Source organism: Brevibacterium antiquum, from assembly GCF_016107655.1.
Classification (GTDB): Bacteria; Actinomycetota; Actinomycetes; order Actinomycetales; family Brevibacteriaceae; genus Brevibacterium; species Brevibacterium antiquum.
The window spans coordinates 109,040-132,918 of the sequence record NZ_JABASX010000002.1 but is presented as its reverse complement, the minus strand read 5'-3'; the positions used below and the strand labels follow the sequence as shown (position 1 = coordinate 132,918).

21 protein-coding genes are annotated in these 23,879 nt (G+C 63.7%); 11 read left to right on the top strand and 10 right to left on the bottom strand.

All coding sequences use genetic code 11. The annotated features are described in order from the left end of the window. Positions 1-126: 126 nt before the first annotated feature. From JFC13_RS03925 to JFC13_RS03915, 3 genes are all read right to left on the bottom strand, one after another. The gene (locus JFC13_RS03925; RefSeq protein ID WP_198395806.1) at positions 127-1,284 is read right to left on the bottom strand and encodes an HTTM domain-containing protein; all 1,158 of its coding nucleotides are present in this window, start codon (positions 1,282-1,284) and stop codon (positions 127-129) included. Further along, positions 1,274-2,065 (bottom strand): DUF5819 family protein, encoded by a 792-nt coding sequence (locus tag JFC13_RS03920; protein ID WP_198395805.1) that lies wholly within the window; start codon positions 2,063-2,065, stop codon positions 1,274-1,276. Before JFC13_RS03920 ends, JFC13_RS03925 begins: the two co-directional genes overlap by 11 nt. A 298-nt stretch (positions 2,066-2,363) precedes the next feature. Continuing rightward, complete coding sequence (locus JFC13_RS03915; protein WP_198395804.1) at positions 2,364-3,539, bottom strand: CaiB/BaiF CoA transferase family protein; 1,176 nt, start codon at positions 3,537-3,539, stop codon at positions 2,364-2,366. Between the two features lie 247 nt (positions 3,540-3,786). On the opposite strand from JFC13_RS03915, the gene JFC13_RS03910 reads away from it, so the two are divergent. Both JFC13_RS03910 and JFC13_RS03905 read left to right on the top strand, forming a co-directional pair. Next, positions 3,787-4,821 carry an agmatine deiminase family protein gene (locus JFC13_RS03910; protein WP_232488175.1) on the top strand — a complete coding sequence of 345 codons (1,035 nt, stop codon included), beginning with the start codon at positions 3,787-3,789 and terminating at the stop codon, positions 4,819-4,821. Between the two features lie 182 nt (positions 4,822-5,003). Then, the gene (locus JFC13_RS03905) at positions 5,004-5,408 is read left to right on the top strand and encodes a YtxH domain-containing protein (protein WP_198395802.1); all 405 of its coding nucleotides are present in this window, start codon (positions 5,004-5,006) and stop codon (positions 5,406-5,408) included. Positions 5,409-5,499: 91 nt separating this feature from the next. On the opposite strand, the gene cls is transcribed toward JFC13_RS03905, so the two are convergent. After that, positions 5,500-6,996, bottom strand: a complete 1,497-nt coding sequence (cls, locus tag JFC13_RS03900; RefSeq protein WP_198395801.1) for a cardiolipin synthase — start codon at positions 6,994-6,996, stop codon at positions 5,500-5,502. A gap of 233 nt (positions 6,997-7,229) precedes the next feature. Here cls and JFC13_RS03895 point away from each other — a divergent pair, with 233 nt between their 5' ends. Next, a complete protein-coding gene (locus JFC13_RS03895; protein ID WP_198395800.1) occupies positions 7,230-7,928 on the top strand; it encodes an NUDIX hydrolase in 699 nt (232 codons plus the stop codon). Between the two features lie 79 nt (positions 7,929-8,007). On the opposite strand, the gene JFC13_RS03890 is transcribed toward JFC13_RS03895, so the two are convergent. Then, on the bottom strand, positions 8,008-8,862 hold the full coding sequence (locus JFC13_RS03890; protein WP_198395799.1) for an enoyl-CoA hydratase-related protein: 855 nt from the start codon (positions 8,860-8,862) through the stop codon (positions 8,008-8,010). Between the two features lie 32 nt (positions 8,863-8,894). Next, positions 8,895-10,115, bottom strand: a complete 1,221-nt coding sequence (locus tag JFC13_RS03885) for an MFS transporter (RefSeq protein ID WP_198395798.1) — start codon at positions 10,113-10,115, stop codon at positions 8,895-8,897. A gap of 174 nt (positions 10,116-10,289) precedes the next feature. Between JFC13_RS03885 and JFC13_RS03880 the strand changes: the two genes are divergently transcribed. From JFC13_RS03880 to JFC13_RS03865, 4 genes are all read left to right on the top strand, one after another. Further along, positions 10,290-10,730: a TM2 domain-containing protein gene (locus tag JFC13_RS03880; RefSeq protein WP_332839328.1), complete on the top strand. Its 441-nt coding sequence runs from the start codon at positions 10,290-10,292 to the stop codon at positions 10,728-10,730. Positions 10,731-10,837: 107 nt separating this feature from the next. Beyond that, positions 10,838-12,403, top strand: a complete 1,566-nt coding sequence (locus JFC13_RS03875) for an FMN-binding glutamate synthase family protein (protein ID WP_198395797.1) — start codon at positions 10,838-10,840, stop codon at positions 12,401-12,403. Between the two features lie 55 nt (positions 12,404-12,458). Continuing rightward, positions 12,459-13,028: a dienelactone hydrolase family protein gene (locus JFC13_RS03870; RefSeq protein WP_198395796.1), complete on the top strand. Its 570-nt coding sequence runs from the start codon at positions 12,459-12,461 to the stop codon at positions 13,026-13,028. A gap of 586 nt (positions 13,029-13,614) precedes the next feature. Then, positions 13,615-14,349 (top strand): hypothetical protein, encoded by a 735-nt coding sequence (locus JFC13_RS03865; protein WP_232488174.1) that lies wholly within the window; start codon positions 13,615-13,617, stop codon positions 14,347-14,349. Positions 14,350-14,455: 106 nt separating this feature from the next. Here the strand turns inward: JFC13_RS03865 and JFC13_RS03860 are convergent, their stop codons facing one another. Beyond that, on the bottom strand, positions 14,456-15,259 hold the full coding sequence (locus JFC13_RS03860; RefSeq protein WP_198395795.1) for a 3-oxoacyl-ACP reductase: 804 nt from the start codon (positions 15,257-15,259) through the stop codon (positions 14,456-14,458). 214 nt (positions 15,260-15,473) lie between these two features. Between JFC13_RS03860 and JFC13_RS03855 the strand changes: the two genes are divergently transcribed. The 4 genes from JFC13_RS03855 (at position 15,474) to JFC13_RS03840 (ending at position 21,463) form a co-directional block, all read left to right on the top strand. Further along, positions 15,474-16,568, top strand: a complete 1,095-nt coding sequence (locus JFC13_RS03855; RefSeq protein WP_198395794.1) for a VIT1/CCC1 transporter family protein — start codon at positions 15,474-15,476, stop codon at positions 16,566-16,568. 127 nt (positions 16,569-16,695) lie between these two features. Further along, positions 16,696-17,724 (top strand): 3-oxoacyl-ACP synthase III, encoded by a 1,029-nt coding sequence (locus JFC13_RS03850; protein ID WP_198395793.1) that lies wholly within the window; start codon positions 16,696-16,698, stop codon positions 17,722-17,724. A gap of 7 nt (positions 17,725-17,731) precedes the next feature. Then, positions 17,732-20,470: an alpha/beta fold hydrolase gene (locus tag JFC13_RS03845; protein WP_198395792.1), complete on the top strand. Its 2,739-nt coding sequence runs from the start codon at positions 17,732-17,734 to the stop codon at positions 20,468-20,470. Positions 20,471-20,494: 24 nt separating this feature from the next. Next, entirely contained in the window at positions 20,495-21,463 is a 969-nt protein-coding gene (locus tag JFC13_RS03840; RefSeq protein WP_198395791.1) for an NAD-dependent epimerase/dehydratase family protein, read from the top strand. Positions 21,464-21,486: 23 nt separating this feature from the next. Here JFC13_RS03840 and JFC13_RS03835 read toward each other — a convergent pair whose 3' ends face one another. From JFC13_RS03835 to JFC13_RS03825, 3 genes are all read right to left on the bottom strand, one after another. Continuing rightward, on the bottom strand, positions 21,487-21,702 hold the full coding sequence (locus tag JFC13_RS03835; RefSeq protein ID WP_198395790.1) for a ferredoxin: 216 nt from the start codon (positions 21,700-21,702) through the stop codon (positions 21,487-21,489). A gap of 62 nt (positions 21,703-21,764) precedes the next feature. Next, on the bottom strand, positions 21,765-22,808 hold the full coding sequence (locus JFC13_RS03830) for a fatty acid desaturase family protein (protein WP_198395789.1): 1,044 nt from the start codon (positions 22,806-22,808) through the stop codon (positions 21,765-21,767). A gap of 138 nt (positions 22,809-22,946) precedes the next feature. Further along, complete coding sequence (locus JFC13_RS03825) at positions 22,947-23,684, bottom strand: prolipoprotein diacylglyceryl transferase (protein WP_198395788.1); 738 nt, start codon at positions 23,682-23,684, stop codon at positions 22,947-22,949. Positions 23,685-23,879: the final 195 nt, after the last annotated feature.

Sequence of the window (23,879 nt, the reverse complement as noted above, 5' to 3'; positions counted from 1 at the left end):
GCCCAGCGACAGTCGAAGTCAGACTGAGTGGGTTGCAACCCACTCAGTCTGACTTCGACTGGTGATTCACCAACGTTTCCGCAGACCGCGAGCCTCAGATCCAACGCGCTCACGACGCTCACGCGCTCAGCGCGAGGGCTTCGCCTTCGCGCGTTCCATGCCGTCGGTGGTCGACGCCCACCAGCGTCCCACCAGTTTGTGGAGCTTTTCGAAGCTGCGATCGCGGATGAAGATGGCGTCGACGGCGATCATCGTCAGCGAGAACCAGGGCAGTCCCATCAGCAGGGCGATTCCCAGGTGGAAGGAGAGGATGCCCACCAAGCCTACGATTCGCGTGTACCGGTTGAACAGCATGAACGGGAACGCGCACTGGAACAGGACCGAGGCCCAAGAGACGGCGACGACCATCGGCCCCCAGGCCGTGAGCAGGTCCGAGAGCACCGGCCAGGTTCCGAACTGCTGTGTGTGCAGCGGGTTGTACACCGCGAATCCGTGCTGCCATGCGGCACCGCCTGCCTTGTACAGTCCACCCGACATGTAGATCGCACAGACTTGGAAGGCCAGCACGACGATCGCGAGGTTGTTGGCCATGATGAGGGCCCAGCGGTAGCTGCCGCCGTCGGTCTCAGGGAACTCCGGGTTCTGCTGTCTCTTGCGCCTGGCATCCAGCGACCACCGCCGGGTGGTGTCGGCGAAGAGCATCGCGATCATGAACATGCGATAGGCGTTGTCGCCCTGATCGCCGGCACCGTCGTTGAGCTCGATGAAGCTCACCCACAGGACCAGGTAGAACGGCAGAACGATGCGGGTCCGCCATCCGAGGATGATGACGACGGCGAGAATGGCCAGACCGATGATCATGACGGTGAAGAGCGGCGGGTTGGTCACCGCTCTGTGGAAGAGCGAGAACAGCCAGATGTTCGGGAAGTCGCTCTTGGGTTCGGCGATCTCCCCGTTCCAGGCGCTGCCCACGCCGAAGGCATAGTGCCTGGCATTGAAGTTCGTCAGCAGCAGGCCGAGTCCGGTCACGCCGATGAGGATACGCGTCACCGCGAGGCCGTATGTCGCGTGATAGCGACCGGTCAGCATCTCCTCCAGCCAATTCCAGCCTCGCGAGATGCTCCCAAGAACACGGGAAGACATCGGAATATGCTCGTTCGAATCCGCTGTCGTCGGCGCCGCAGTCTTCGTCGGCTCTGCCTTCCCGGACTTCGATCCGTGCGCGCCGATGTCTTCGCCCTTGACTTCTTCGCCCTTGACGCGGGTGTCCTTGTCACTGCTCATCTGCGCACCTCACTTCGTCGGAGGCACAGAAGTACTTCGCGAACTCCTCATCGGACTGGTGAGGTTCGGTCACCAGTGCTCTCCAGCCGACCGGAACCGGCTGGACGTTCGGCCGTTCGGCACCGTCGTCGTTGCGCTGTGCGAACGGCACAACATTCTGTCTCGACGCCTGGTACTGGACGCGCTGGACGTCCTCACCCCAGATCGCTTTGGCCACCTGAGTCGCGTAGGCCGTGGCCAGGTGCTCGCTTTCCAGATATCCGTCCACGGCGCCGTCGGGATCGTCGTACTCTTCCAACTTCGTCGTCAACCGGTCGACGGAATCAGCACCCTTGAAGTAGTCGAGCTTGACGATCGCCTTCTGATCGTTGGGCAGGTCCTCCCACGACCCCTTGATGTCGGAGGCGACCCCGATGCCCAGCCCGGCCGAGCGTGGCGGGAAGAGCTTGTAGGTCGAATGGTCGAGTTCGACATCGGTGGCACGCACCCAATCGGTGACCTCTTCTCCACCGTCGGGAGTCTTCACGACCGCGCGAACATCGAAGTAGTAGTCGCCGTTGATCGGTTCGGGTGCGAAGACGCTCCACGACTGGCCCCACAACGGAATCATGTACTCGGAGAGGAGGTTCCCCGGGAAGACTTCCCGCGCCGTCGACGACGGAGCGATCCAAAGGAAGCTTGCGAGCAGGTGAAACGCTGTCAGCAGCATGGCCACAACCATCAGCACGCGTTTGACGACCGGCCGCTTGGCGGCCTTCGTCTCAGTCTTGTCTGTGTCCATCTCAGTCCTGGAATCTGGTGCGCCACTTTGCGAAATCCGCCTTGACCAGAACTGGACTGCTCAGGATCTCCCCAGTGGCTAGGGTGCATTCATACAGACTCTAGGGTACGTCAGTGAATCCGGAAGTTCAGCCCGAGCATCCCCCGTGTTTCACGAACCCGACCTGCCAGAACAGCTGTGAGAACGCATGACTGCCATCAGCCGGAGCCGACACACGGGCAATGCTGGGCATGACTCCGGGTGTGACCCGGACAACGCTCCGGGTATGACCCAAACAATGACGGCGAAATGACTGAGCTCAGCGCGGGCCGCGCAGCCAGTCCTTGACTGCCTCCGTGCTCTCCCCCAGCTGCGGGGGCGCGAGATCGTAGCTGGGCGGGGTCTGGGACAGACGGATCGGATTGGCCACCGTCGGGATCACACGGTCCCCGGCCCCCGCCTCGGCGACGGGCTCGAGACCCAGCGAACTCGCCAGGTCGACACCCTGGGCGATCGTGTTGATCGGAGCGCACGGCAGACCGGCGTCCGACAGGATGTCGAACCATTCCTGATTCGTCTTCTCACTCAGCGCAGCGATGAGTTCGGGCTCGAGTTCGGCCCGGTTCTCGTTGCGGTCGGAGAAGTTCGCGAAGCGTTCATCCTCGGCCCACTCGGGATGGCCCAGCACCGCCGCAAGCGAACGGAACTGGTTGTCGTTGCCGACGGCGATGATGATCTGCCCCTCGGCGGTGGGCATCGGCTGGTAGGGGTACAGGCTCGGGTGAGCGTTGCCCATGGCCTGCGGGACGACACCGCCGGCCACGTACGCCGAGGTCTGGTTCGCCAGCCCCGACAGTGCTGAGGACAGGAGGTTCGTCTCCACCAGCTGCCCCTCACCGGTGTCCTTGCGGTGGGCGAGCGCGGCGAGGATGCCGACGGTCGTGTGCAAGCCGGTGAACACGTCGACGACGGCGACCCCTGCCTTGACCGGGCCCGACTCCTGCGAACCGGTCACGCTCATGAAACCCGACAGTCCCTGGATGAGCAGATCGTAACCGGGTTGCGGGTTGTCGCGGCCGAATCCAGTCACCGAGGCGTAGATGATGCCCGGATTCTCGACCTTGACGGTGTCGTAGTCGAGCCCGTACTTCGCCAGCCCGCCGGCCTTGAAATTCTCAACCAGAATGTCGGCCCGTCTGGCCAGCTCCTGCGCCAGACCCAGCTCCTCATCGTCCTTGAAGTCAAGGACCACGGAATGCTTGTTCCGATTCGCCGTGAGGAAATACGTCGCATCATCACCTCGCCGAGGTGGCGCCCAGTGCCGTGTATCGTCACCGGTCCTGCCCTCGACCTTGATCACTGTGGCACCGAGGTCGGCAAGCATCATCGTCGCGTAGGGCCCCGCCAGCACACGCGAGAAATCGGCGACGACCACTCCCGCCAACGGGCCGGTCCCGGACCGACCGAACAATTCCTGCAGATCCTGCTGTTCCACGTGCTGCCTCCCATGGCGCGTTCGACCCCTGATATCCAGGCGTCCTGTCTTCCACGCCAGACTATACGGACTTCTCCCGCCGCAGACGGGGCCCGGGAGGTACGGAATCCGTTGACCCCCACGAGCCGAACCTCGCTACACTCGGGACAAGCCAACTGCTGCCTGCGGCACCGGGGAGAGTTCACTGCGGTGCGAAGCTCAACCGACCACGAGACTCACCAGTCAGCCAGACTCGAAGGGATGAACGATGACGTTTCACATGCCCGCGGAAACCGCTGCCCATGACCGCATCTGGATGGCGTTCCCATCCTCCGGCTATGCCTTGGGCGACACCGAGGACGAGGCCGAAGCCGCCCGCCGCACCTGGGCCGCGGTGGCGCGTGCCACCAGCGAGTTCACTCCGGTGACCGTCGTGGTCTCGACCTCGCAGACGGACAATGCCCGCCGCCACCTCGGCGAGGGGATCAGCCATCCGATCACTGTGGTCAATGCCGAACTCGACGATGCGTGGATGCGCGATATCGGACCGAGCTTCGTCGTCGACGACAACGGTGCACTGCACGCGGTGGACTGGGTGTTCAACGGCTGGGGTGCCCAGGAGTGGGCGAAGTGGGATCACGATGAGCACATCGGCGTCTTCGTCGCGAACCAGGCAGGCGTCCCGATCGTGGATTCCCAGCTGCGCAATGAGGGCGGCGGCTTCCACGTCGACGGACAGGGCACCGTGTTGGCCACGCGCAGCGTACAGCTGGATCCTGGTCGCAATCCCGACCTGACCGAGGCCGAGGTGGAGGCCGAATTCGCCCGCACCATCGGGGCGAAGAAGGTCATCTGGCTCGACCACGGCCTCTACCGCGACAATCAGACCTTCGGCACGCGCGGCCATGTCGACATCGTCGCGGCCATGCCCAGCCCGGGCGTCATCCTCATCCACGATCAGCGCAATCCCGAACACCCGGACTTCGAATTCTCTCAGCAGCTCAAGACCCGATTCACCGCCGAGACCACTGCCGAAGGCCAACCCTTCGACGTCGTGCCGATTCCGGCCCCCGAGGTGCTGCGCGATGATGACGACTGGGTCGACTACTCCTACGTCAACCACCTCGTCACCAATGACGGGGTCATCGCCTGCACCTTCGACGATCCGATGGACGCCGAAGCGGTCGCCGTGCTCGAGAAGGTGTACCCAGGGCGCAAGGTCGTCGGCGTCGATGCACGCGAACTCTACGCCCGCGGCGGTGGGATCCACTGCATCACCCAGCAGCAGCCCACGGTGGACTGAACGTCGAAGAACTGTATCTTCTCCACAGATCTGGGACGATATCCTTTCACTGTGGAACCATCGGCAGTATAAGGTGGTGAACCAGGGCACAGTGCCGATGCGCACGATCGTCGATCATCGTCGGTCTGCGCACTCACACGTGTTGCATGCAGTCACGGCAAGCTGAGAAGGAGAGCAGGAAAATGAAGAAGCGATTGATTCTCCTGGCAGGTCTGGGAGTCGGTTACGTGCTCGGATCACGCACCGGACGTCAGAGCTACGAAAAGCTCAAGGCCCAGGCACAGGATCTCTGGGCCGACCCGCGAGTGCAGGACACCGTCGAGAAGGCCAACCAGTCGATCCGCGAGAAGTCACCGGCCGTCGCCGATGCTGTGCAGACAGCAGCCGACAAGGTCAACTCCGCCGCTGGAGCCGGCACAGCAGGCACCGGTGCTGCTGGAGCCGGTGCAGCCTCCACGGGCAGCAAGTCCGCTGGGACCCCAGGTGGCACCTCCACGGGCACCCCTGAGGTCAAGGACGATGTCATGGCAGACCCCATGCGCGATCTCGATGACGAAGGCCCATCCGGACTCTCCGAAGACACCTGAGGCTCGTAAGAGACGACGCTCCCGCACACTGATCAGTGGGCGGGAGCGTTGTCTTATCCCGCGAAGTTCAGAGCAGCGAGCTCGTGGCAGTTCAGAGCAGCGAGCTCGTGAGCCTGGCGACGTTCTCCACATACTTGTGCAGCAGCGGCCGATCGTTCCAGCGTTCGGCGTCGAGCTCGACGGAGTTCGGCGCGTATCGCTGCGCTTCGAGGTCGTACATCCGCTGGGTGAACTCCTTGTCGACGATGAACATTGTGACCTCCATATTCATCGCGAACGATCGCTCATCCATGTTCGAGGATCCGATGATCGACACTTCATCGTCGATCAAGAGAAACTTCGAATGCAGAACGGTCGGGGCGTGGTAGAGGAAGATTCGGACTCCGGCGCGCACCAGATCGGCGTAATAGGACTGCTGGGCTCGTTGCGTCACCCAGTGGTCGCTCGTCTCCCCCACATACAGGCGCACGTCGACTCCGGACCGGGCCTCCGTCGTGAGCGCGTGCATGAGTGATTCGTCGGGCACGAAGTACGGTGAGCAGACGACGACGCTGCGGTTCGCGTTGTAGATGAGGTGGTTGAACAGACGCAGATTGTTCTCGTCTTCGAACCCTGGTCCCGACGGCACCACCTGCGCCTGGATACCGCCGTTCTGCGGGGCCCGGAGTTCCCCCTGCGAGGCTTCGTCGAAGAGTTCCCCCGTCTCCGAATACCAGTCCGTGATGAAGACCGCATCGAGTTCATCGACGACTGGGCCTGTGCACTTCAGCGACAGGTCCATCCATTGGAAGCCCTTCCGCAGGTTGCGTCGCTTGTTGTAGGACCGGTCGATGATGTTCTGCGACCCGGTGAAGGCGACTTCGCCGTCGACGACGAGGATCTTCCGGTGGTTGCGCAGGTCGGGTCGCTGGTATTCGCCCTTCCAAGGACGGATCGGCAGGGCTCGGCGCCACGCCACTCCCGATGAGTTGAGCCGCTTGACCAGCTCCGAGTAGCCGGGATATCCCAATGAGCCCAGATGGTCGATGAGGATTCTCACCTCCACCCCGCGCTCGTGCGCGGCCAGCAGCGATTCGAAGAGCCGCCTCGTCGTGTCATCGATGGCGACGATGTAGAACTCGAAGTGGACGAACCGGGTGGCCGCATCGATCTCGTCGGCCATCGCCTCCATGCACGCATGGTTGTCGATCTGCAGGTCGAAGGCGTTGCCGTGCGTCATCGGCAGCGCGCCCAGATCGTAGTTCAGCTGCGCTGCGGTGCTCAGCGGTTCGGGCATGTGGCTGGAGTCGCCGATGATCGCCCGATCATCGGTCTGGTCCCGGAAGATGTCGTTGACGAGCACCTGTTTGTCCCGCCGCCTCTTCGGCAGCTTCGCTGAGCCGAGCAGCAGGAACGCGAGAATCCCGACATAGGGGATGAGGAAGATTGCGAGCAGCCAGCCGAGCGCGACAGATGGTCTGCGATTGTGCGGAATCCAGCCCAGCGCAACGATGCGGATGATCATGTCGATCGCCAGAAGGGTGACAATCAGCCAGTTCGGCCACGCCTGATCGATTGAGAAGAAAAGATAGTTCTCCAATCCGGTCATGTCCTTACTCTTCCGGTCTTCGGGCCGTCAACGCCCGGTGCCGCGCTCAGACACCCAGGCACCAGAGCCAAGCTGCCCTGAGAAATTCGTCGTCGTTCTCATCTGGCACCATCGTATCCTGCCGCACGAATCCTCAGGAGATCGCCCCAGCAGCCCACCCCACCTCCGTCGAGGACAACAGTCAGAGTCATAATGGAAGGTGACGACCAGACACAGAAGCGAAGGTGCTGACAGTGATTCGAGATATCTCCCCCGAGGGGTCCGACCGTTCGGACCTCGCCGATTCCTCCAGCAGCGGACCCGATGTGCCCGACCCCTCGGCCGTGCCGATCAAGCCCGCCGTCAGCGTGCTCATGATCCGCGACGGTGCCACCGGGCTCGAGGTCTTCGTCCAGCACCGGGTATCGACGATGGACTTCGCAGCCGGCGTCGTCGTCTTCCCCGGCGGCCGCGTCGATCCCATCGATGAGCAGACCGCGGCCTCCATCGCGGTCCCCGATCCGCAGAGTCATCAGGCAGCGTGGAAGGACTCCACCATCGCCGAGGTGGCCGATGGTTGGCGCATCCTGCTTGCCACCGCTGTGCGTGAGGTCGAAGAGGAGACAGGAGCCGTGCTCGACCCGGCAGGGCTGAAGCCGTGGGCGAACTGGGTGACCCCGGCGGGGCGACCGAAGCGATTCGACACCTACTTCTACGCGCTCTCGGCCGGCGACCTTGAGTCGGCCCATCATCAGACCACCGAGGCGCATTCGAGTGAATGGATGTCGGTGGCCCAGATCCTGACCGCCGAAGCCGAGGAGCGTCTGAAGCTGATGCGCCCGACACTCGTGCTCATGCGCGAGCTCGACATGTTCGACACCGTCGCCGAGGTCGTCGGATCCGACCGGAGCATCGACCCGGTCCGCCCGGAGTTCCCCGGCAAGCACGGCTGAGCCTCGCAGGGTCGTCACGGCTGAGCCGCGGCGGGCCGTCAGCTGAGCAGCCCGCACATCACAACTGCATCGCTGCGCCTCAGCCCTTCGACCGCTTGGCCATGCGCGCCAGCCGTTCTGTGACGACCTCGCGCTGCTCGTCGGTGCCGATCAGGGAGGCCAGCGCCTCCTGCTCTGCATCGAGGCCCGTGGCCAGGTCAGCCTCATAGGAGAGGTCCACGAGCTTCTTCGCCCACACGAGTGCCGAGCGTGATTTCCCCGCGATGTCGGCGGCAAGTTCGAGAGCTCGCTCGACCGGGTCCTCGGCCAGCTCTTCGACGAGACCGATCCGCAGCGCCTCCTCGGCGCCGATGGCCTCGCCTGTGGCGATGAGCTTCTTCGCCGTTCCGGGTCCGACCAGGCGCGGCAGCAGCTGAGTCCCGCACATGTCCGGGATGATCCCCCATTTGATCTCCATCAGCGAAAGCTGGACGTCGGGTCCGGCGATGCGGATGTCCGTGCCCAGCGCGATCTGCATCCCACCGCCGAGCGCCGGACCCCTGAGTCCGGCGATGACCGGAACTTCGATCAGGGACCACACGTGCACGGCTTTCTGCGCCAGTGCCCGAGCGGACCCGAGCCGCTCACCCACGTCGACGGCGCCTTCGGTCGATGACTCGGACCCCGCACCCGCCTCGGCGGAGGTCGTCGCGGTGCCTTCCTCCGCGAGCCTGGACATCTCGGTGAAGTCCAGGCCAGCACTGAACGCCCGCCCGCGGCCGGAGAGCACGACGGCCCTGACCTCAGTCGATTCCCTGAGCGCGAGGCCGACCTCGACGAGGTCTTCGAACACCTCTCTGGTCAGTGAGTTGAGCTTCTCGGCGCGGTCGATCTCCACATGGGCGACGCCCCGGTCGATTGTATAGGTGACGTTCGAATGTGCTGCGTGGGGCATGAAGTCCTCCGGTTCCAAAGCTGAACGAATGATCAGCTGCGTTTCTTGAACCCTATCGAAGCCCCGGTCAACGTCAAGATCAGAACGGCGAACAATGAGGTCATGCACATGACAACCACGCCCGGCCACGCGAAATCGGTGAACAGAACCGCCGACAGCCAGGCGCCCAGGCTGGTGCCCAGATAGTAGACGGTGAGATAGATGGCCGCCGATCGGGTGGAGTCGACACCGGGCCGTGAGGCGCTGGCTGACGCGGATGCGCCCGTGTGGCCGAGGAAGAAGCCGCCGGTGAGCAGGGACATGCCGATGACGATCACCGGCAGCTGATCGACGAGAGTGAGTCCGGCGCCGACAAGTGCTGTGACCATCCCGATCAGTGTCAACGAGGTGCGCGAGAGCCTCGTGGCCAACCGACCGTAATACGTGGTGACAACGGTGCCGACGAGGTAGATGAGGAAGAACAGTGCGACCGCGCCTTCGCTCAGCCGCCAGGGATCGTGCTGCAGCCGAGTGCCGAGCATCGTGAAGGACCCGCCGAAGACGATCATGCACAGGAAGCCGGTGAGGTAGATCCGCCACAGCCCCGATCCCAGCGGAATGGTCGCCCGCCGAGGTGGCTGTGCGGTGTCCGCGGTCGCCGAGGATTCGCGGGCGGCGATCACTCGTGAGGTGGTGAAGAGATCGTGGCGGAGCAGCCAGACCACGATGAGCCCGAAGACCAGAGAGACTGCCGCGGTGAACGCCAGGCCGCCGTGCCAGCCGAGGCCCTCCGCGGCAAGACCGGTCAGGAGCCGGGAGGCGAGTCCGCCGATCGTGTTGCCGGCGATGTAGACGCCGATCGCGCCGGGCAGTGCCTGAGCCGGCAGCCGCAGCGAAAGATAGGCCATTGCGGTGGCAGGCACCGAGGCGATCGCCACGCCTTGGAGGAAGCGGACGGCGATGAGCAGTTCGGGGCTCGGCATGAACGGCAGGATGAGCGCGAGGAGCGCGGCCAGGACCACCCCGCCGGCGATCTGCCTGGCATGCCCGATGCGCGGGGCGAGCACGGAGAACGGGATGAGGAAGACGGCCATGGCAACGTTGGTGGCGGAGACCGTCAGGCTCGCTGTGGGAGCGTCGATGTCGTAGGCGCCGCGGATGGCGGGGAGCAGTCCCTGCGTCTCATAGAGCACGAGGAAGACCGAGACTCCGGCCAGGAACACCGCCACGATGGTTCGCCGAGTACTCGTCGCGCTCGGCTCACCAGTACTCATAGATCCAACGCTATGCCGATACTGGGGAAAACCCCAATGCGCGAACACTCACGTGTTTCCTAGGCTGTACTCAGGTCCCTCACCTGACGCCCATCCCCCGGCTCTCCGCGGCATGTCGATCACATCACGTCGCTCGCTTCACGGAGAACGGCGACGCAAGAGAAGGAGAACACCGTGTCCGTGTCGCCTCTGGTCCCCGAACTGCCCTCCATCGACCCCTTCGGCCCCATCAATTCCCTTGATTCCCTTGAACGTCCGGGTTCCATGAAACGACCGAACTCCGACAATGAGGCCGAGCGCAATCATCCCAACCGCTCCTTCTTCGTCACCTGGCTCCTATCGCTCCTGCTGGGATTCCTCGGTGCCGACCGCCTCTACACGGGACGTTTCCTCACCGGCGGGCTCAAGCTGGTCAGCCTCGGCGGACTGGGCCTGTGGTGGGTCATCGACCTCGTCATCGTCATGGCCGGCGGACTTCGCTACGACAACCGCCCCCTCAGCGGTTACGACTCCTGGAAAGAAGTCGCGTGGATTGCCACAGGTTTCCTCCTCATCATCGGCTACTCCCTCCAGCTCGATGAACTGGTCCAGGCGCTGCTCACACGACTACTCTGAGCCAGACGGTCGGAAATTTAGCCCACCCTTTCCTGAAATCCCCGTGTTCTCGGTTTAGGCTCGCATCAAGCACAGACCGAAGAAGCTCAAGGAAAGGTCGGTTCCCCATGGTCAGTCAGCTCGGAGGAGACTCAACAGGAAAGCGCGTGGCTCAGGCCGCTGCCGCCGTCTCAGCGCTCGGCCTCGGCGCCCTCGCCGCCTGGGATGTGACCCAGAAGAAGCATTCGATCCTGCGCAACTATCCGGTCGCCGGTCACGCACGGTATCTGCTCGAGTCGATTCGCCCAGAGATCCAGCAGTACTTCATCGAGCGGAACTGGGATGGCCGTCCGTACAATCGCAACACTCGCGCAATAATCTACGAACGCGCCAAAGGCAAGCACTCCGAAAGCGCCTTCGGCACTGAACGCGATGTTAATCGCACGGGTTACGAGGCCCTCATGCACTCCACGGTTCCGATCACGAGCTCCCCGACTCCCCCGCGGATCCGTGTCGGCGGTGCGGAATGCACACAGCCCTATGACATCTCGCTTCTCAACGTCTCGGCCATGAGCTTCGGATCGCTGAGTGACAATGCGGTGCGCTCGCTCAACAAAGGCGCGGCCCTGGGTGGGTTCGCCCAGGACACCGGAGAAGGCTCGATCACGCCCTACCACCAGGAGTTCGGCGGCGACCTGATCTGGGAGATCGGCACCGGCTACTTCGGCTGCCGAACCCCCGAGGGCGAATTCGCTCCGGACGTCTTCGCGCAGAAGGCACAGGACCCACAGGTCAAGATGGTCTCACTCAAGCTTTCCCAGGGTGCCAAACCCGGCCTCGGCGGCGTCCTGCCCGGCCCGAAGGTCACCGAGGAGATCTCAGAGATCCGCGGCATTCCCGTCGGCAAGACCTGTGTCAGCCCACCGAACCACACCGTGTTCTCGACGCCGATCGAGCTCCTGCAGTTCATCGAGCAGATGCGAAAGCTCTCGGGCGGCAAGCCTGCCGGTTTCAAGCTCTGTGTTGGTTCGCGCACCGAATTCCTCGGTATCTGCAAGGCAATGGTCGAGACCGGCATCACTCCAGACTTCATCATCGTCGACGGCTCTGAAGGCGGCACGGGAGCTGCGCCGCTCGAATTCGAGAACCACGTCGGCCTGCCCCTGACGCAGGGCCTGATGATCGTCCACAACGCGCTCATGGGTGCGGGACTGCGGGATCGCATCAAGATCGGTGCGGCAGGGAAGATCGCGGCCGGTTCCGACATCGTCAAGCGACTCATCCAGGGCGCCGACTTCACGATGGCAGCTCGCGCCATGATGATGGCCGTCGGCTGCATTCAGGCTCAGGTCTGCCACACAGGCAAGTGCCCCGTCGGCGTGGCCACGCAGGATCCTCGTCGAGCTCGCGCCATCGATGTTCCCGACAAGTCGACTCGCGTGAAGAACTACCACGACGGCACTGTCACCGAGGCCGTGCGCCTGATGGCTTCGATGGGCGTGGCCCATCCGGATGAGTTGGAACCGACGATGCTGCGTCGCAATGTCTCGGAGTCTGAGTCCTGGTCCTACGCTCGGCTCTACGACTGGCTCAAGCCCGGCGAACTGATCAACGGCGCTCCCGCTGAATGGGCTGCCGATTGGGAGACGGCACAGGCCGACTCCTTCGCCATCCCGCACGGCCGCAGCCGCTGAGACAAACCTCGAGCCTCGGCAGAGCTGTATTCAACTGAGACACCAGGAGATCTCCATGGCAACCCTCGTTCTGCTCCATTCCGCGCTGGGCAAGACTCCCGGCATCGAAGCGATCGCCGATCGCTACAGAGCCGCCGGGCACACCGTGCTCGCCCCCGATGTCTACGAGGGACGCACGTTCACCACCGCCGAGGCCGGGGTCGGTCACTCGCAGGACGTCGGGTTCTCTCGACTCGTCGATCGGGCAGCCGCGGCCTGTGCTGACCTGACCGGTGAGATCGTCTTCGCCGGGCTCTCCCTCGGGGCCGGCATCGCCCAGCAGCTGGGCAAGAACGACGCGCGGGCACGCGGCGCGCTCCTCTTCCACGGCGGCGGCTTCCCCAAGCCCACGCGATGGCAGGAGAATGTGCCCGTCCAGATCCACTTCTCCGTCGATGACGAGTGGAGAGACGCAGTTGCGCCACAGACTCTGCTGGAGTCAGCTGCCCGAGCGGGGGCACAGGCGGAGTATTTCCTCTACCCAGGCGGCAGCCACCTCTTCAGCGATCCGCTGGTCGCTGACTACCGAGAGGACAGCGCACAGCTGCTCCTCGACCGCAGCCTGGCGTTCCTCGACCGAGTGTGACGCCGGGTCTGGCTCCGGGTCTGGCTCCGGGTCTGGCTCCGGGTCTGGCTCCGGATCTGGCTCCGGGCCTGACTCCGGGCCTGACTCCCGATGCTCGTTCCCACCTCAACGAACCCCAAAGCCACCAAACCAATCGCCCACCAATCCCATCTCTCACCCAACAAACGTCGAAAGCAGACCGCGGCGCCGAAAGCCGACGGCACCGGCCAAAGCCGACTCCCTGAAGTCGCCCGACGGCGCTCCGGTCTGCTCTCGACAATTTCGGGGCTATCGGTGGAGCGGAGTCTGTGGACGCCTTGGCGTCTTTTTGTGCAGTTTCATTGCATTTAGTGTGTTTCGATGCCATTATCTTTAAATGGTTCAGGTTTACATTAAGCAGGACCTGCTCAGATTCGGCTTGACCGATGACGATGTCCGCCGAGCGCAGCAGTGTTGCCTGCGAAGAATTCGGCGTGGGCACTATGCTGTGGTCCGCCCTTGCAGTTCACCGCAACATGCCGTTCTGCACTCGCCTGGGGCTGCCGAGCCGATCTCTTATCCCAAGACTTTTGGCGACATCCGAGACCGGAGCGAAAACCTCAAGCCATTGATTCGTTCGCGACTGTTCGAGCTCCGCTCCGATGATGTCTACTCGCACATCTCTGCTGCACTGATTCACGGCATTCGCCCGCCGTTCCCGGCAACCGACCAGGCCGAGATCATCCGCACCGGATACCACGAGAACTTCTCTACATTGCGCATCTATGACCGCACGGTTCCCCTGGCGGACCGGGCCACTGTCGGCGAGTTTCCGGTCACAGGTCTGTCGCGCACACTTTCCGACATCGCTCATGACTACCCGTTGGAGGTTTCGGTTCCGATGATTTCCGAGGCCCTTCGGGTCGGCAACATCAGCAAGCCCGAGCTTCTCGATCAGATGAAGATTCGGCGAAGAGGGTGCAGAGTTGCGAAACAGGGCCTCGAGCTGTCCGATCCGCTGCACGAATCCCAGGGCGAGTCACTCTGTGCAGTGAAGTTCCACAGATTCTCGATTGCAGAGATGCTTCCGCAGGTAGCGGTGCACGATCGCACTGGGAAGTTTCTCGGCAGGTGCGACTTCAAGCACGCACGACTTCCGCTGATCGTGGAGTTCCACGGCCTGGGCAAGTACTACCTCAATGAGAATGGACCGGATCGAGCAAGCAAGGACAACCACGCTCGGCACATGCGGCTGACCAATGCCGGGTTCGCGGTATTCAATTTGGTCTGGGCCGACCTCTTCCGCAGCGACATGTTTTCTGCCATCAAGAAACACATTGCCGAAAGCCGACCGCACCGTTGAGGGCCGACTCCCTGAAGTCGCCCGCCGCCGCTATAGTCGGCTCTCAACGGTAGGGTCGGCTCCCGGCGACGGTTCAGTTGAATGTGTTGGGCTTGCCGTTGGCGCCTCAGCCCATCACCAGGCCGTTGTCGACGACGAGGTTCTGCCCCGTCACCGCTCGTGAGGCCGGTGATGCGAAGAACACCACCGCCGAGGCGAATTCCTCCGGAGTCGTCACATGCCCCAGCGGAGTCTGGGCCGCAATCTGGTCGAAGACCTCTTCCGGAGTCGCTGAGGAGGCATCGGTCGTGCGCAGCAGTCCACCGGAGACCATATTCACTCTGACTCCCGCCGGCCCGAGGTCCTTGGCAAAGGTCCTGGTCAGCGACAGCAGCGCCGCCTTCGCCGCGGTGTAGTCGTGGTAGGGCACGACCGGGTTCTGCACCAGGTTGGATCCGATGTTGATGACCCGTCCCGATCCGATCTCGCGGAATCCGCTCATCGCGGCCTGGACGGTGTTGAGCGCGGCACCGACAGCGCCGCGAAACTGGTCGGCGAAATCTGAGAAGTCGATCTCATCCGCCGGCTGCCTTTCGTCACCGTTGAAGGAGAAGTCGATGAGGGCGTTGTTGACCACGGTCGACACCGGCGCCCCGAACTCAGCGTGTGCGGCAGCGAACATCGCATCGACGGCTCGCGAGTCGGTGACATCGGCCTCGATGGCCACTGCACGCCCACCGCGAGCACGGACCGCCTCGGCGAGTTCCTCCGCTGCTTCGGCAGAGTAGCGGTAGTTGATGACGAGCGCTGATTCCTCGTGGGCGAAGGCCTTCGCGATGGATGATCCGACCCCGCGGCCGGCCCCTGTAATGAGGACGATCTGCTGGTCCAAGGGCATGGCCGATGTCGTGAATGCCTGGGCGTTGCTCATCGCGATTCTCCTTCGAATGCTGGGCGGCCCTCGGCAGTGCCGAGGTCATATCCGGTCGTGATCTCACCCTACCCGCGCGCTGGGGCACCGATGCCATTCTCGGGTGCGTCTTGACCGGTCGCCGGGTGTGTTGCGGCGCTCAAACGTGATTACCTGGCCGATTCTCCTTAGACTGAGCACACGACCATCGTTGTCCATCCCCAGGAAGTCCCTCATGAGCGAGCTCGGAGCCAGCATCTCAATCGGAGTTCTCGCAGCACTCGTCGTTCTCATCATCTACCTGATCGCGTCCCGAATCGGGCGATGGCAGCCGGCTCCGCAGCGTCGGCCCCAGGGAGGACAGGCACCGCAGCAGCCCGGGTACGGCCCCGGTGGCTACGGTCAGCAGGGCTACGCGCCGGGCGCGCGACCGCGAGGCGGCTCCTACGACCAGTCGACGCGTGCCTACAATCAGCCGACGCAGGCCGACGATCAGACGACTCGCGCCTATCCCCAGCAGCCCGAGCGCGTCTACGGCATGAGCGAGGACGAGACTCGTGTGCTGCCCGCGACCGAGGCCGACACCGATCCACGGGCCACGAAGGCTGAACTCAGAGACAACATCGGCCAGTCGGGGCAGATGGTCGAGACGAACCGTCGCGCGGCCACCTCCTCGAACGGTGACACGCTGGCGGTGTTCACGTATATCTTCGGCGCCGCCCTCATCGCCGTCATCGCGTTCGTGTTCTTCAACAATCTCCTCCTCCCCGCTACGGTAGGCGCGCTGGCCGGCGCGATCATCTGCGTGGCATTGGCATCGACCTACACGCTGAAGTCCCTCGAATTCTGGCCGGACAATTCGACGATCACCATCATCAACCTCCTCGTGGCCCTGGCCGCCTCCGTCGCCATGTTCATCGGTGCCGAGCAGACCGAACGCGACGGATTCACACTGGGCCGCATCACCGATTCCTTCGCCGCACTGCCCTTCAGCGAAGGATTCACCGGTTTCGCCACCGCCATCGCCGATCGCGTCGTCGAGTTCTTCCGCGAATTCGGGTTCATGGGCTTCATCTTCCTGATCCTCATGGGCGTCGGCTGCATCATCGTCTTCACTCTGGCGGCCAAGTCACTCATCGACGTCATGGACTGGCGCATCTTCGTCCAGTTCGGACGCTTCGTCACCGACCGCCCCATGTCCCATTCGCGTGCCGTTCGCTTCCAGTCTTCGAAGGTTTCGCACACCGTGACGTCGATCATTCTGGCCGGGATCGCGTTCCTCTGCGCGACCGGAACGGCCTATGACGGATTCACCTGGTTCACTCGCTGAGAAACAATTCAGCCTGATGGATATAAGATAGTCTCCGGACTTCCCCGTCGTGGCGCGCTCCAAGAGTGCGTCGCATCGGCCCTCAGCAGACGACGACGAACGACCCGCAAAGGGATGAGAACCTCAATTGGCGAATGGCAACGCAACATTCCGGCACTCGAACGTGGCGCTTCTCGGCCTGACTGAGATCCTCGCCCCGAACGAAGTGACCTCTCAAGAATTCGACGATCGCCTCGCCGATACCCTGTCCATGCTCAACCTGCCGACCGGGCTGCTGCAGCGCGTTGCGGGAGTCTACGCGCGACGCAACTGGGACCAGCCGAATCAGTTCGCCGATGGTGCGATCGCCGCTGGCAAGAAGGCCCTCGCCGAGTCTGGGGTCTCCCCCGACTCGATCGGACTGATGGTCAACACCTCGGTCACGCGTGAGCACCTCGAGCCCTCTGTGGCCGTCGGCGTGCACGCCGGCATCGGCCTGGGCTCCCAGGCGATGAACTTCGACATCGCCAACGCCTGCCTGGGCTTCGTCAACGGAATGACCCTGGCCGCGAACATGATCGACGCCGGTCAGATCGAATACGCCCTCGTCGTCGCCGGCGAGGACGCCTCCCGCGTCCAAGAGGCCACACTGCGCCGACTGACCCGGCCCGGCATCAGCCGCGAGGAATACCTCAACGAGTTCGCCTCCCTGACACTGGGATCCGGTGCCTCCGCCGCCGTCCTCGGGCCAGCCGACAAGCACCCGGAAGGCCACCGCATCCTGGGCGGCATCACCCGCGCCGCGACCCAGCACCACGAACTGTGCGTGGGCGATCACAACGGAATGTTCACCGACACCAAGGGTCTGCTGGCCGGCGGGATGGAACTCGTCGTCGCCGCGTGGGAAGAAGCCCACGAGGACGGCTGGAACTGGCGCGAGATGGATCGCTACGTCATGCACCAGGTCTCCGACGTGCACGTCAACTCGATCACGAAGGCCGCGAACCTCGATCCCGATCGGATTCCGGTCACCTATCCCGAACTCGGCAATGTGGGACCGGCTTCCCTGCCGATCACGCTCAGCCGTGAGGCATCACACCTCAGACCCGGCGACCGCATCCTGTGCATGGGAGTCGGGTCGGGACTCAACGCCGCAATGACCGAAATCGAGTGGTAGAGGTTCAATGAGATTTCCTGCACGGCCGGCTCAGGCTCCCCCGAAGCTGCCCGAGTGGGACCCGGCCTGGTCCCGAATCGTCGAGGCCACGACACCCGACGGGCAGCATTCCTTCCATGTCCTCGACACCCTCGAGGTGCTGCGCGCCGACGGGCTCGAACCCAGCGGCACGATCCTTGCCCTGCACGGCAACCCGACCTGGTCGTACCTGTGGCGACATCTTGCCCAGGCAACGGTGGACACAGCCCGGTCCGGTGGACGCGTGTGGCGGCTCATCGCTCCCGACCAGCTCGACATGGGCTTCTCTGAGCGGCTGGCGCATGAGTCTCTGCCGACTCCGCACGGCACCGAGGTGCGCCGGATGTCCCAGCGCATCGATGACTTCGACGCCGTCGTCACGTCTCTCCTCGCCGAGGAGGCCGGGAGCTCTGCCCCCGACGACGCAACCGCCTCGGCAGAGCATCCGATCGTGACGATCGGTCATGACTGGGGCGGCGTCCTGTCCCTGGGATGGGCAGCACGCAACACCGATCTCGTCTCCGCCTCGATCAGCCTCAACACGGCCGTCCACCAACCCGAGGACGCCCCGATCCCGGCACCTCTGCGGGCAACCTTGGCCGGACCCATGCTGCCGACTGCCACCGTGGCCACCGACGGGTTCCTGCGGGTGACGATGAGCCTCGGGGATCTCGATCCAGAGATCAAGGGCGCCTTCCGTTCCCCGTATGAGACCGCCTCACAGCGCCATGGGATCGGCGGCTTCGTCGCCGACATCCCCGTCAACGAGAACCACCCGTCCTACTCGGAGCTGCAGCGCGTGGGCGCCGATATCGCGGCCTACGAGCACCCTGCCCTCCTGGTGTGGGGACCGAAGGACCCGGTCTTCCTCGAACGCTATCTGCGTGACCTGCGTCAGCGCCTGCCCCAGGCCGACGTGCACCGCTTCGAACTGGGCTCACACTTAGTCAGCGAGGACTACGACGTGGCCGGTGTCGTGACCGACTGGCTGAAGACGCAGTTCCCCGTCGACGATGCTGGACCTGAAGCCGCCTCCGGCACATCCGCTGCCGAGAACACGACTGCGGCAGCTCCTGCGCGTGGAGTCACCGCGATCCTCGACGCACGCCATGATGACGAATCCATCGCCTCGGTGGACTTCGCACAGAATCCGGCGCAGCAGATCACCTGGCGTCATCTCTGGCACGTGACGACGAGCATCGCAGGCGGCCTGCTCGAACTCGGAGTGCGCCCGGGCGATCGGGTCTCTATGCTCGTCCCTCCGGGCAACAACCTCACTGCAGCCCTCTACGCGTGTCTGAAGATCGGTGCCGTCGCGGTCGTCGCCGATGCCGGACTGGGGCCGAAGGGCATGACTCGGGCGACCACCTCGGCGGATCCGGCGTGGATCATCGGGGAACTGCCTGGACTCGGCCTCGCCCGAGCCTTCAACTGGCCCGGCCGGCGCATCTCCGTGTCCCCTCTGGGACCGGTGCGGGCCACACTGTTCAAGGTCGAGACCAGCCTGACCGCGCTTTCGCGCACCACACACCACGCGCAGCTGCCCACCCCGGCAGCCACCGACGATGCCGCGATCCTCTTCACCTCCGGGTCGACGGGACCGGCCAAGGGCGTGCGCTACACCCACGGCGACATCTCCGCCCTTGCAGCAGTCCTGACCCGAGTCTTCGACGTGCACGAAGGCACCGGCCTGGTCGCCGGGTTCCCGCCCTTCGCTCTCCTGGGACCGGCCATCGGGGCCACCTCGGTCACTCCGGACATGTCCGTGACCAAACCGAAGACACTGACAGCCAGCGCCATCTCCGATGCGATCATCGCCGGTCATTCCACGATGGTCTTCGCCTCGCCTGCTGCGTACAAGAATGTCGCCGCCACTGCCTCTGCTCTGAATGAGGAGCAGAAGGCCGCATGCGCGCAGGTCGAGCTCGTGCTCTCGGCTGGGGCTCCCGTACCGCTGGATCTGATGGATTCCATCGCCGAGGTGTTCCCGAACGCGAGCATCCACTCGCCGTATGGGATGACCGAGGGCCTCCTGCTGACCGACATCGACCGTGCCGGTGTCACCGCGGCAGCTGCCACGTCCAACCTCGGCGTGTGCGTGGGCCGACCCATCGACGGCGTCGAGTTGGCACTGGCTGCGATCGACGACTCGGGTGCGTCTGCAGACGCGCTGGCACAAGGCGTTGAAGCGCAGGGCCGTTTGGGCGAATTCGTCGTCAGCGCCGCCCACATCAAGTCCGGCTACGACAACCTCTGGGCCACCACCGCTGCCTCAGCTCGGGATGACCTCGACGGTCGGACCTGGCACCGGACGAACGACATCGGCCACATCGACGCCGAGGGCCGGGTCTGGCTCGAAGGCCGTCTGCAGCATGTGGTCACCACACCTCGCGGGCCGGTGGGCCCCGGTGGTCTCGAAGCACTCATCGATTCCGACGAGCAGGTCAGCCGTTCTTCGATCGTGGGCATCGGCCCGACCGGGACACAGTCTCTGGTGGCTGTCCTCGATGCCGAAGGGACCGATCTCTCCCCTGGCCTGGCACCGCTGGACCTGACGTCGAGATTGCGGGAGCTGGTTGCCGAGGTCCTCGGACATGACCTCACCGCGGTGCTCGTCGCTCCCACGTTCCCGACTGACATCCGCCACAATTCGAAGATCGACCGATCCCGGTTGGCCACCTGGGCCGATCACGTCCTATCCGGCGGTTCGGTGCGTACCAAGGTCTGAATCCCAACCGTCTGAGGAGTCCTCATGAAGATCACCGTCACCGGGGCCTCCGGGCTCCTGGGTTCGTCCGTCGCTCGCGCACTGGTGGCAGGCGGCCACGAGGTCACGACTCTGCAGCGTCGCCCCTCCTCGGTGGCTGGCGTTCAAGATGTCATCGGGTCGGTCACCGATCCGAGCAGCGTCGCCGAAGCACTCACCGGCGCCGAGGCTGTTGTGCACTTGGCAGCGAAGGTGTCGATGATGGGCGACCCCAGTGAGTTCGAGGCCGTGAACATCGGCGGCACGCGCACTCTCGTCGATGCTGCTGTGGCCGCAGGGGTGCAGCGGCTGGTCCACATCTCCTCTCCGTCTGTGGCACACACCGGGGACTCGATCATCGGCGAGGGCGCGGGCCCGGCCTCCCCCGAACTGGCGCGCGGTGAGTACGCACGAACGAAGGCCGCCGGTGAGCTCATCGCCTTGGCCGCCGACTCCGAGGATTTCAAGGTCCTCGTCCTGCGCCCGCACCTCATGTGGGGGCCAGGCGACACTCAGCTGACGGAGCGCGTCATCGATCGCGCGCGGGCCGGCCGGATGCCGGTGCTGGGGTCGGGTGCACCACTCGTCGATGCCCTGTTCGTCGACAATGCGGTCGAGGCAATCGTCGCCGCCGTCGACGCCGTCGCGTCCACGCACGGTGAGTCGCTGGTGGTGACGAACGGTCAGCCGCGCCCCATCGGGGAGCTCATGTCACGCATCGCCATCGCCGGCGGCGCCGGGGTGCCGAAGCTGCGCGTTCCCGTGGGGCCCGCGCTGGCGGCCGGATCCATTGTGGAGAAGGTGTGGGATCTGGGGGAGCATGACGATGAACCTCCCCTGACGAGGTTCTTGGCCGAACAGCTGTCGACTGCGCACTGGTTCGACCAGCGCCGCACCCAGGAGGTTCTGGGATGGACACCGCGAGTCAGCATCGAAGAGGGACTGAAGATCCTGGCAGACCACTACCGGGGTTGATCGCAGACCACTACCGGGGCTGATCAGCGAGGCGGTATCTGGTGTCTGTCGATCTGGATCGCCTTGGATGGGCACAGGAATTCTGCTTCAGCGGCCGCCTCCCATTCCGATTCAGGCGGGGCGGAGTCATTGAGTTGGGCGAAACCACCGTTGTCCTCCGGGTTGGAGAAGACCTCGGGGGCGACGAACCCGCAATTGCCTGAAGCAACGCACATGCTCGCATGAAGAGTGATTTTCATGGGATCTTTCCTCTCGTGGCCTGCGGCGTTCGTGTCTGTTCGGTCGGAGCTCGGCAGGAGCCTCAGCCCCGATAGCGTCGCACAAGAGGGCACGTATAGGGGTCCTGACCCTTCACACCGACCTGACTGAGATAGGCGATCACCGTGGCGGCAGCCTCGGTGAGAGTTCTCTCCGTATACGGTATGTCGTGCTTGGCGCAATGCTCACGGACGATCGTCTGCATCACGGGAAGACTGGGACGCGGAGCCGCCGGGAACAGGTGGTGTTCGATCTGGAACTGCAGGCCGCCCAGCAGAAACCGTGCCACCGGCCCGTCTTTGATGTTCCGGGACATGACAACCTGCCTGCGCAGGAAATCAATATGCATGCCCTTTTCCACAGTGGGCATTCCGATGTGATTGAGCGCGAAGGCACCGCCCAGCAGGATTCCGAAGAATCCGATCTGGACCCCGAAGAACGCGCACGCCATTCCGAACGGCAGCACCAGAAAGAGCAACGTCAAGTAGGCACCAAATCGGATCGCGATCAGCACGATCTCCGTCACCCGGTGCGGCACGTTCGGGGCAGTGAATAGAGTCTTCAATGACGCATAGTGAAGATTCGCCCCTTCCAGAAACAGAAGCGGAACGAAGAAGGCACCCTGATGACTGGCGAGGAAGGCACCGAACCCCCTCCTCCGGCCGGCCGCATTGGGTGTCATTGCTATCAGGTTGGACTCGATGTCCGGGTCCTCACCCTCCTGATTGGGGTACGCATGATGCGTATTGTGCTTGGCCATCCACCAGCTGAAGCTCAGCCCCATGAACAGTCCGGCGATGATGCGCGACGTCCACTCGTTGAGCTCCCTGGACGCGAAGATCTCACGATGAGCGGCCTCATGCGAGAGGAAGCCGAGCTGCGCCATGACCATTCCGATCAGGCCGGCAGTGATCAGCTGAAACCAGGTGGCGCCGAAGATGACGACAGCGGCGAGCAGACCCGCCAGCGCCAGCAGCCAGATGATGATTCTGGTGAGATAGAAGCCCCGGCGTCGTCGCAGCAGTCCGGAATCGTGAATTGTCCCGCTCAGCTGTCGATACGATTCGACATATTGTTCAACCGCCATGGTCGCCCTCCTCGTCCAGCAAAGGCCGACGGGCTGTACCTCGTTGCGCCCGTCGTGGATATCCGTGCGCTATCTCTCGATAGTAGATCGATCGACTGCCCTCATCAACGAGCGATCGCGTCGCACTGCGAAACCTATTCAGTACTTCGAGGTTCCGTCATTCCCAGAAGGGTCGTCGGTATCATCGACGCTCTCGCGGCCGTCAGCCGGTGCGGGCTCCGAACCGTTCAGCGCATCTACGGAGATTCCCGGTTCGCCGGTCGGAGGGTTCTCCAATGACGACCCCGCCGTCTCTGCATCGACTTCATCCTCTGTGCGAGCCCTCGGCTCATTGACCATCGACTCATCGTGTGTGAGACTATCGGGCTCTTCTGACCTGCCGACCTCTGGGACTTGCGACTCGCTGTCGTTTGACCCGCTGTCATTATGGTCGCTGCTGCTGCGTTCGGTGTCTTTGGGTTCAGCTTCGATCGAGGACTCATCCGCATCCGGTGACACCTCGGCCTTCTTCGCCACTGCTTCGTTCGCCGCGGGTGGTATCGGTGGGACCCTCGGCTCCGTGGATGAGGCTTTCGCCTTCGCCCCTGATCCTTCGTCATCATCGATGCTCACGCCCGCATCGGCAGCCAATCGAGCACGCCGTTCGGCGCGTGCATTCGCGCGCTCCTCCTCGCTCATCGCGGGCTTCGCAGGAGCTGTGTCCCTGTGGCTCGGCTTGACGACTTCCCAAATCAGGAGGACTACCACCATAGTGATGCCGACTATGGCACCCATCAGCAGCGAACCCCACGGACGCGGCATGGAGAAGAGGTCGGCAAAGAAGTTGATGCCGAACAGGACGCCGATTCCGATGATCAGAGCAACGAGGTATCTCATGTCTCCATTGTGCCTTGTCTGCGAACGCAATCAGGCGATGTCGGCAGATATCTGTCGTGAGCCGTCTGAGCTCAGCCAATTGCTGTGACGACCGTGCAGATGGCCGGCCTGTCCGAACCACCACCAGACGCAGATCGGTCGGGCCCGCTACGGAGGCAGGGGTGCCCTAACCCCCAAACGGCTCCCGCGCAACCA